Raw genomic sequence first — 8,935 nt, 5'->3', positions numbered from 1 at the left:
ATATTCCACCAATATTGCCCAATCTCAATTATGGAGGTCTGAGCTTCGTAACCTTTCTCCATACCCACAATAAGTAGGAACATACGTAATACTTGAAACTCTCCACAAGTGGTAAGTAGGGTGAAATACTGCTTCTGCTGCAACTTGCGCTCGTATGTTTTCTTGACCTGCAACTTTGCCCTGCAATGAGGGCAAGTGCAAGTTTCTCTCTGTTTGTTCATTACCCAACTATGCCCACAATCCATACAAGTGGTGCGACCTTTGGGCAGTCGGTAGGCGAAGTGGTCTATGCACTCACGGAATGCCCACTTGCTTTGTGTCTTGGTTATTGGGCGAAGATGCTTGCTCTGTTCCAAAACAGCCTTTTCAAATTTGTTTCTCGGTTTCATAGGCTTAAAAATCAAATATGATGGTTGTACTTGGGTTGGTTCTCGTCTTTTACTCGTGCGTTACGGCTCTGTATCTTTGCAAGTTCCTCACGCTGATATTGCTTAATGGCTTCTGCCTTGCTTCGGCTTTTTCTTCCTCTGTAGTTCACAAGTGATTAACGGCAACTTGGCAAGAAAAGCCTTCCCACCTCATATCGTCTCATCTAGTAGTGAACAGCCATAGAGAAGATTTTTTCAGCTAAGCTCTCAACAACTCGTCATCATCATCAAAGCCTTCAACCGCTTTTCTGCACTTCATTAAGAATGTAGGTGATGCACTCCTCGATATTCTTGTTCGGTTTCATCAAGTTAGGGGCAAATAAGGGTCTGCGCACGCTGTTAGATACTCGTATGTCCGTGTAAATGTTCTGTTCCTTTCATATTTATTTTGGATTTCTACATTTGATTGATGCGCCATATAGGTAGGCTCTTAGGCTTGTTCTGTCGGGTGCGTAATACTCTGTCCATTGTCCGTACTGATTGACAAGGTATTTCTTCAGACTCAAAGAAGTCAAAGCGATAGCCTTGAGGGAACGGCTGTGCGGAAATAGGTTTGAGTTCACCGCTCCATAGCCAATTCTTTTCCTCACGCTCATCATCCACGATTGAGTTTCACGAGGAGATATATTTCTATTACAAAGCTCTCCAAAGGGACGTCCCATTGTACAAACTTAATTGCCAAACTTGCTCACTTTTTCAGCAGGGTTAATGCGGTAATGAGAGGAGGAGCTATATCCTTTCTGTTCATCAGATGTTGTATTTACTTTTTGCTTATCCATAGCGACATTTTTTTTATGCGTCCAAAGATCGGAGTATGCTGATTCTTTTTTGTAGCAAAATAGAGGTAGCGGGGCGGGCTTGCACAAGGTTTTGGCGGAAAATACAACCCGTAGGTGTGGAGATTTTCCAGACAAACCAAGCGGCTTAGGACCTTGAAAGCCACAAGCCCCTACTACCTTTGCGGATAAAAAGGGAACAGCATCCGTCTCTTTCATCGCATATCGTGGAGCATGGAAAAGAAGCAAAAGTGCAACGCTCGTAGTGGAAAATAGAAAAGGTGGCTATCTCAAATGGAGATAACCACCTAATGAAATAACATGAAAGTTTACAGAGCTGCTTCTCAAAGCACGCAAGCAGGAGGCACAGAGAATTGCCAGCCAGAAGAGAATGCTCAGCAGTAATGTACTTTTAGAATTACCCTGATATAAAGCGATATCAGAAACCGCAATGAGAACCAGTTACACTTGCGGGTACATCTTGAGATAAGCCAAATGAACCGATAACGATGGAAAGCAGGATGCGAGTTCGATAAGCGTGTCCAACCGAAGCGATGGACTTGCTTGGGAGAAGTCGGCTGCTGCTTGATATTATCGGTTTTGTTCGATGCGTCTGCCTTGATGAAGGCAGGTGTGTGAACGATTTCGTTAAGCCGTGAGGACAATGGAAGCTCGCTTCTATTGTCTCGGCGAGAAATCGCACTTTTAAGAACATCTTGATTCATGATGATTGTATTCATATCGGAGCTTTTAATAGTTTCAAGAGCAATAACAAGATGCGCAGACTACACAAAGACAAGTGTTTGCAAAACTCTTGACGTGTGGAGTGGAGCGTTTATCTTGGCTCTTGGCACTACAAAAGCCCCCGATGGTGAAGTATCAAGTCATGTTCTCACTATCGACAGTTGGCAGACCATTAACCTCGATAATCAGAACAATTGTCCCTGTCAGTTCGGTGTAGAGTTTCTCATACTCTGGAGTTGCGCCAAAGTCGTCTGTCAGTTCATACTTATCGAAAACGCTTTGCACAGCCTTATTCTTCAAAAGCATTGGTGTTAGTCTTTCAGGAAGAGGAGAAGGGAGTTCTTTCTCGAACTCATTCTCTAAGACAGACACAAGCGTGTCGTACTTGGAGAAATGCAGTCCTTGATATAATATTTCGCTTGCCATTACCTCCGCCTCTGGGTGAGAAAAACCTTGTGCTATAGCATCGCAGTAAGAAGTTAGGGCTTCATCAGCTCTTGCCGTTATGAATGGTTTGTCACTCAGCATTTCGGGGAAATGCTCACAGAGATAATTCTCTAACTTCAAACGGAAGTAAGAAAGCTCTTTCTTTGTTGTTGTCATAATTTTCTTGGTTTAGGGTTGTACATTATTTAGAGTTGATGCCCATAGCAACTTTGAACTTGTCTAACTTGCCAGCCAACTGTTCCATATCGTGTTCTATTTTCTTATTGGTAATACGGGCATATATTTGTGTCGTTTTAATGTTGGTATGCCCCAGCATCTTCGACACACTTTCCATAGGAACGCCCTTGCTGAGCGACATGGTCGCAAATGTATGCCGGGCAAGATGGAAGGTCAGATTCTTCTTGACACCACAAAGGTCGGCAATTTCTTTTAAATATGCGTTGGTTTTCTGATTCGTTAGGATGGGAAATAGTTTGCCGTCCCGATAGGTCTTGCCACTATACTTTTCGATGATATTCTTCGGAATATCCAATAAAAGAACATTTGTTGCAACACTCGTCTTTTGTCGTTTTGTCATTATCCATTGTTTTCATCAAGGGTAACAATGTTCTCGGGAGTAAGGTTGGCCACATCAATGTAGCCAACCTGTGAAGCAGAGAAACGAATAAATCACGAACAATTCCAACGTGTATGCCCAGATCTTATTGGCTATCTTCAAAATCTCTTCATCTGTCAAGAAACCACGATTGACGGCTCAAGGTGAAACGATGATTAAGAAAAGGATCTGATGGATACGCCCATTTTTCTTCCTAAATGTAATTGTCTTGAAAGTCTTCATTGTCTTGGTGGCTGTATTGGGTTCTGACCAACTACTGTGCGAAGATAAATATCAAAGTCGTGTATGATAATATAGGTGAGCTCAGAAACGTATTCCGAACGTTTGTACTTTCCTGCAAGAAAGTCGTGAAGTGTCGTTTGCAGACATTATATTTCTGAAAGTGGCAGCACTTACAGATATGCCCACTTGCTTGCAATATCTTTGTTGTGCTTATCGAAGAGTGTCATCATCGTTTCACCTCTTCTTTCTTGCCGAGATACTCCGACTTATACGTTCCAAAGAAATGGCATCTGTCTTTCCAATTTTAAGATAGTCTGCAATCCGCTTTGGATGTTATCAACTCGAGATTAGTAGAAAGCCTCTGTAGTCCTTCCTTTCAGCCGTTCTTTTTCACTATCCCATTGCGACTGCGAACGGCAATCCTGTTGATCCAATGGAAAGTCGTTCGTTGTTGAGATAGATTCTCAACATCACGGGTGTTTTACCCTCCTTGTTCACATAGTTGCTTCTTAAATAGAAGACTGCTCTGAAAATGGTTTTCATTTGCGCTGCTGTTGTTTAATTGTAGCCATGGCAAGGAAAGTTGTAGCCAAAATTCAATAATTGTAGCCAGCTTCTATAGAATTGTAGCCAAAAGATTGAATTTTAGCGAGATAAACTTCTGTAACCACGCTGCAAAGTTCGACATATTTATTTGAATAACAGCAATTTGCGTGTACTCTATGCGTACTCTGTACGAACTCTTGGCTACAATTTTTATTTTGCTCAAAAAGTGTAGCCAGATTGTAGCCATTGTAGAGTATTTAGGGAGTATTTACCCCCTCTGTACGTACTCTGAGAAGAAGAATGGATATAAAAGAAAAGTATCATAACTACTTGTAGCTATGATACTTACGTTTTTGTTAGAATTTCTCTGTTGGTCTGTTCAGAGTACCTAAAGCGGAGAGAGAGGGATTCGAACCCCCGGTACCTCTCGGTACGACGGTTTTCAAGACCGTTGTAATCGACCACTCTACCATCTCTCCAGAAGGTGTGATTTGTAGTCAACCTGCTTCCTTGTTTAAAGCGAGTGCAAAGTTAAGAATAATTTCTTTAACTACAAAACAAATAGACATTTTTTTTCAATATTTGTGTATAAAAGTGGAAGATAGCCTTGTGATTTCCTGTTTTAGATGAGTTGTGTGCAGAAATCTGTCTTATTTGTAGCGCCAAAGATGATATGAATAGTTAGATAATCTTACACCCAAAGACGTATATTTAGGGCAAGGGGAGAAAATCAAAAAGATAAGAGAAATAATAAAGCAAAATTCAATTAACAAAAGAATTTTTAATAATAAAACAATGAAATATCAGAGTAAATAACTACATTTGCAGTTGTGCACTTTTGTTTGACAACGTACAAATTTGGAAACTGGGGAGATAATTAAATTTAGTCACTGATATTTATGAAAAAAAATAAAATTAAAAAGGAGTTTCTACACAAACTGGAGTTTTTCTATAGAAATTTGGGTAGCATTTGGTCTGTAGAAGACTTTGCAAACAATAGAAATGTTCAGAGTCTCTTAAAAGATTATTTATTGGTTCTTGAAGAAAAGGGTATCGTAAAAATTATCGAAGGCAATAAGTTTAAAATAACGAATTTGCCATCGAGTATAATGTCTCGTCAGTCTAATAGCGGAACTAAAGAATGATAAATCTAAAAACAGGAGAAGTCATAACCTTCAAATAACACATGAGTTATGAAACGTAGTAGATTAATAATAATAATAATAAATTATATTTATCACGATAATATTTATTTGATGTCTCCAATTGTTGATTGGAATTTATTAGATGTGTTGAATGAAAATATTCGAGATAATTATAAAAAAATTAGACCTATTTTGTTGAAGTGGCAGGAAAATGGATATATAAAATTAATAGAAGATGACGACATTGTTTTTTCTTTTATTCCAGAGAAATTACCATCAAAAGAACAACTAATAGAAGAGAGCCTGAATTTCAAATAATGATTGATAAGAATGGTGAACTTGAAAACAGGTAGAACAATAACATTAAAAGAATATGAGGAGAATAAAAATTGTTAGTTTATTGGCAACTTATATTTGTCATGATCCATTTGCATATAGCCCTATCTGTACATGGGATAGCTTTCCTCCAATTATATATACAGAAAGGGAAAGAATACTTCCTGTATTAAAAGAATGGGAACATAAAGGATATTTAACTTTAATATATGATGATAAAACAGCCTTCGTCCTTAACGTAGAAAAATTACCATCAAAATCAAAACTAATAGAAGAAAGTCGTAATGTTAAATAAAGAATTGTAGAAGTAGAAAAGAAATTAACGAAGAAAGTATGGGACTTTGCCTATAGCTGCTTTATTTGTTCAAAGACAAATCATAGATAGAAGATAACCTGCATGTTGCATGGCATAATAGAATATCAAATAAGGGAAATGAAAAAATGTAATATCCTATATCATTCAATAACAATGTTATTCTTTACAACTTTGCTATCCTCCTGTCTCAAAAAGACTACCGTTCCCATCGAATCGGCATTCACCATAGAGGCATCGGAAGATAAAACCTCTCCTGTAACTATTCAACTAAAAAATGAAAGTTACGGAGCAGATGAGTATGAATGGACATATGAAGGAGGCATTCCCTGCAGTTCCAATCAGAAGAGTCCAGGAAAGGTTATGTTCACGCAAGCTGGTGCTACTACTTTGGAAGTGATACACAATGCACAAAAGTACATTCCAAGTAAATACTACAATACGCTCAAAGGCCTTCAGTTGGAAGATGTTATTGTCCATGCAGATGATGCAGGTGGTTTTAGGTTTGATATTCAATGGAGTTCAAAAATCATAACAAATACGGGAGATCAGCAAACTGTGAATATTTTTGTAGACACAAAAAACTATTCCTCTGCCAGCAATATGTTCAAAGACTTAGGTCAATTTAAAGCATATCTGGGTGTTATCGATAACTTCGACAATCTCTATATCATACAACAAGGAGGTAGAGGAGTGACTCGTGAGCAAATAATCGATCGTCTAAAAAGTGTTTTAAATGATGGAAATAATAAAGATGAAGTGTTTGAAGTTATTTGGAATAATGAAACTTTGAGAAAAAATGTTTTTGAAGGGCTTAGCCGTAAGAAAGCATTAGAATGTTTTAGTCAAAATATCAATAGTAGTAATTACGAAATGTTTAACTCAATTTTAATTACCAAATAGCATGAAATATAGGACGAGAAATATTGTAAAAGGTGTAAGTGCTTATCAGTTAAAGGAGAATTGGTTGATTCATGATTCTGGGAAAGAATTAAGAAAACACGAATTATATTTAAATAATAAGAATATTGGTGTAGAAGGCGTGTCCGATTACTTTATAAATAAAAGTTTTATTCTATTTAATAAATGGGATGGAAATGACAGCTTTTCCTACGATTTGAAAACTGGCAAGATTGAGGTTATTATACATAACGCACAAATAGTATCTATAAATAAATATCTCATTTATGAAGATACAAACAACGTCTTCCACTACAGAAATAACAATTTTGTAGATGTTTTTTCTTCTAAATATTTCTTTAATATATTGGAAGACAACTACGGGATTACTTATACTAAAACACATTTATCAAAAGCAAATTTTCAAGATGAAATTCTTTGTCAATTTCCTCTTTCTTCATTGGGAGGGACGGAATATGAACCTGGCAAAACCGATAAAATAGATAAAATTTTAGGCATTGCTCACGGCAATATTTGGTTTTATACAGATTTTGGAAGGTTGGTAGCTTTGGACTTGGAAACGGGGAATGTAGTTAAAAAGATATCGGGCAATCCTTCGGACAAGAATTCTACTTATGAAATGACTTTGGGATTAGGAGATTGTTTTTTCCGACCATTAGATAAAAACATTGTAAGTGTTAGTGGATTTGATTTTCAAATCATCGACACTGAGCAGTTAGCAGTTACAGAGCAGTATGATTTTCGGGAAGCCGATCCCATGGGTATAGGAACTTATCGAAGTATATATAGTCCGATGCTTCAAGGAGATTATTTCACCTTTTTGGGGATTAAAGAGGAGGACTTTGGATACATTCGTTGGATTGGTATTTTCGATTATAAAGCCCGCAAACTTGTTTGGGAATATGAAGTCATCAGCGAAGAGGTATTCGATGAAACGAGAAACCAATTAGTGCCTCCCCAACCATTGTATATGAGCGGTAATAAATTGTATGTCAAAGATATCAAAGGCAATTTGCATATCTTTGAACGAGAGGATATATGATGGTAAAAGAAATATGAAAAAGAATAATCTGCAGAATAGGGCTGTACTAATATTCATGTTGGCTTTCTTAGTCTCTTCTTGTCTCAAGGAGACAGCTGTTCCAATCGAATCGGCATTCACCATAGAGACATCGGAAGACAAAACCTCACCTGTAACTATTCAATTGAAAAACGAGAGTTACGGGGCAGAAGAATATGAATGGACATTTGAAGGAGGACTGCCTAGTAGTTCTACCGAAAGAACTCCGGGTCAGGTTGTCTTCACTCAGTCCGGTGAGCACAAAATAACCTTGCGAGTGTGGAATGCTGTAGAGGAAAGAACAAGCCAGCAAACCATAAGGGTTGATTCCGCCATGACTATAGACTTTGATTTTTCAATCGCTCTCAACGACATTGCCCCGGGCGTGGTATCTATTACCAATAAGAGTAAAGGCGGAAGCCAATACGAATGGACTTTTGAAGGTGGCATTCCCTCTACATCCAACCAACAACATCCGGGAACGATAACATTTGCGGATGGTGGGGAGCATAAAATCCATCTCAAAGTATTCAATGGCAGTAAATATGAGGAACTTACTAAAATTCTAACCCTGCAACCTCCTATGCAAGCCGATTTTTCGTATGCACCTCTGCCTGTTGATCAAGACTGGGAAGCCCCACTCACGTTGAAGACAACCTATCTCACCACAGGAGGATTGTCTTATCATTGGGTATGTGCAGGAGCCAATGTGCTGTCTCCTACAAGTGAAACGAGGCGTAATGGACATTTGGGAGGCTGAAAACCTCTCGGGTTTTAGTAATGGACATTTGGTAGGCTGGTTGTTCCAGCCTACTTTTTTTGTATTTATGAATCCATCTATAAACTTCTTCCTGTTAGCTTCATTCAATCCATTATGATTATGCAGTGCTCTTTTGCTGTCAGATAGTCATTCCATAGAGAAATATTATTTATACGCAGACCACCTTGAAATTGTCTACCACAATCCTTGCAGGAATACATCTGACCAGAACGTTGATGCCCATTCTTTTTAACATTTGAGCTATTACAGAAGATACAGTTTTTTATTCATAGATATTCAAATGCTGCAAAGGTAGTAAATAAAAGAAATCCGAGAGTTTTTCAGCCTACCAAATGTCCATTACACCATAAAAAATGAAAAAGAAAAGTGTTGTTTTTATTTAAAATCTTGCGAGATTGAAATTATTTCAGTAGTTTTGCAGCCGAAAAAAATCAAATTAATTACTAAAAGGATGTAATTTGGGGATAAATATAATTAAGAACGAACAAAGCCTTGATATTAAATAACTAAAGTTTCCCACCCAAATAAATAGATAGAAAAATAACAGTTTGTCGAATTTTCTTTGTAAATTAGTAATCGCTAAAGAACTGATTTTAAAGA

General features: G+C 37.7%; 7 protein-coding genes, 1 tRNA gene and 6 pseudogenes. 6 read left to right on the top strand and 8 right to left on the bottom strand.

The features are described from left to right. From HMPREF9969_RS03325 to HMPREF9969_RS03310, 7 genes and pseudogenes are all read right to left on the bottom strand, one after another. Positions 1-389 (bottom strand): annotated as a pseudogene (locus HMPREF9969_RS03325) (PcfJ-like protein); the annotation flags it as partial. A gap of 6 nt (positions 390-395) precedes the next feature. Further along, positions 396-809: pseudogene (locus tag HMPREF9969_RS12465) on the bottom strand (PcfK-like family protein); the annotation flags it as partial. Positions 810-811: 2 nt separating this feature from the next. Further along, positions 812-1,207 (bottom strand): annotated as a pseudogene (locus HMPREF9969_RS12460) (hypothetical protein). Between the two features lie 282 nt (positions 1,208-1,489). Then, positions 1,490-1,944: pseudogene (locus HMPREF9969_RS13150) on the bottom strand (hypothetical protein). A 139-nt stretch (positions 1,945-2,083) separates the two neighbouring features. Further along, positions 2,084-2,551 carry a DUF1896 domain-containing protein gene (locus tag HMPREF9969_RS03320; RefSeq protein WP_009434447.1) on the bottom strand — a complete coding sequence of 156 codons (468 nt, stop codon included), beginning with the start codon at positions 2,549-2,551 and terminating at the stop codon, positions 2,084-2,086. A 25-nt stretch (positions 2,552-2,576) separates the two neighbouring features. Next, positions 2,577-3,776: pseudogene (locus HMPREF9969_RS13300) on the bottom strand (tyrosine-type recombinase/integrase). A gap of 397 nt (positions 3,777-4,173) precedes the next feature. Continuing rightward, a tRNA-Ser gene (locus HMPREF9969_RS03310) sits at positions 4,174-4,258 on the bottom strand. 420 nt (positions 4,259-4,678) lie between these two features. Between HMPREF9969_RS03310 and HMPREF9969_RS03305 the strand changes: the two genes are divergently transcribed. From HMPREF9969_RS03305 to HMPREF9969_RS03280, 6 genes are all read left to right on the top strand, one after another. Next, complete coding sequence (locus HMPREF9969_RS03305) at positions 4,679-4,924, top strand: hypothetical protein (protein WP_036894835.1); 246 nt, start codon at positions 4,679-4,681, stop codon at positions 4,922-4,924. A 48-nt stretch (positions 4,925-4,972) separates the two neighbouring features. Continuing rightward, positions 4,973-5,242, top strand: a complete 270-nt coding sequence (locus HMPREF9969_RS03300; protein WP_036894832.1) for a peptidase — start codon at positions 4,973-4,975, stop codon at positions 5,240-5,242. A gap of 55 nt (positions 5,243-5,297) precedes the next feature. Then, positions 5,298-5,555, top strand: a complete 258-nt coding sequence (locus HMPREF9969_RS03295) for a hypothetical protein (protein ID WP_036894828.1) — start codon at positions 5,298-5,300, stop codon at positions 5,553-5,555. Positions 5,556-5,693: 138 nt separating this feature from the next. Next, complete coding sequence (locus HMPREF9969_RS13135) at positions 5,694-6,476, top strand: hypothetical protein (protein WP_232212642.1); 783 nt, start codon at positions 5,694-5,696, stop codon at positions 6,474-6,476. Between the two features lies 1 nt (position 6,477). Next, positions 6,478-7,536, top strand: coding sequence for a hypothetical protein (locus HMPREF9969_RS13005; RefSeq protein WP_009434445.1), 1,059 nt, complete (start codon positions 6,478-6,480; stop codon positions 7,534-7,536). A 13-nt stretch (positions 7,537-7,549) separates the two neighbouring features. Next, on the top strand, positions 7,550-8,314 hold the full coding sequence (locus tag HMPREF9969_RS03280) for a PKD domain-containing protein (RefSeq protein ID WP_009434451.1): 765 nt from the start codon (positions 7,550-7,552) through the stop codon (positions 8,312-8,314). 134 nt (positions 8,315-8,448) lie between these two features. Here the strand turns inward: HMPREF9969_RS03280 and HMPREF9969_RS13315 are convergent. After that, positions 8,449-8,535: pseudogene (locus tag HMPREF9969_RS13315) on the bottom strand (transposase); the annotation flags it as partial. Positions 8,536-8,935 lie beyond the last annotated feature (400 nt).

Origin of the sequence: Prevotella sp. oral taxon 306 str. F0472 (assembly GCF_000257925.1) — a bacterium.
Lineage (GTDB): Bacteria > Bacteroidota > Bacteroidia > Bacteroidales > Bacteroidaceae > Prevotella > Prevotella vespertina.
Note: the sequence above shows the minus strand (reverse complement) of the source record. Positions and strands in the feature narration are given on the sequence as shown.

Coding starts and splice junctions, on each gene's coding strand:
- HMPREF9969_RS03300 (WP_036894832.1), top strand. CDS start 4,973: ATGAAACGTAGTAGATTAATAATAATAATAATAAATTATATTTATCAC.
- HMPREF9969_RS03305 (WP_036894835.1), top strand. CDS start 4,679: ATGAAAAAAAATAAAATTAAAAAGGAGTTTCTACACAAACTGGAGTTT.
- HMPREF9969_RS03280 (WP_009434451.1), top strand. CDS start 7,550: ATGAAAAAGAATAATCTGCAGAATAGGGCTGTACTAATATTCATGTTG.
- HMPREF9969_RS03320 (WP_009434447.1), bottom strand. CDS start 2,551: ATGACAACAACAAAGAAAGAGCTTTCTTACTTCCGTTTGAAGTTAGAG.
- HMPREF9969_RS03295 (WP_036894828.1), top strand. CDS start 5,298: ATGAGGAGAATAAAAATTGTTAGTTTATTGGCAACTTATATTTGTCAT.
- HMPREF9969_RS13005 (WP_009434445.1), top strand. CDS start 6,478: ATGAAATATAGGACGAGAAATATTGTAAAAGGTGTAAGTGCTTATCAG.
- HMPREF9969_RS13135 (WP_232212642.1), top strand. CDS start 5,694: ATGAAAAAATGTAATATCCTATATCATTCAATAACAATGTTATTCTTT.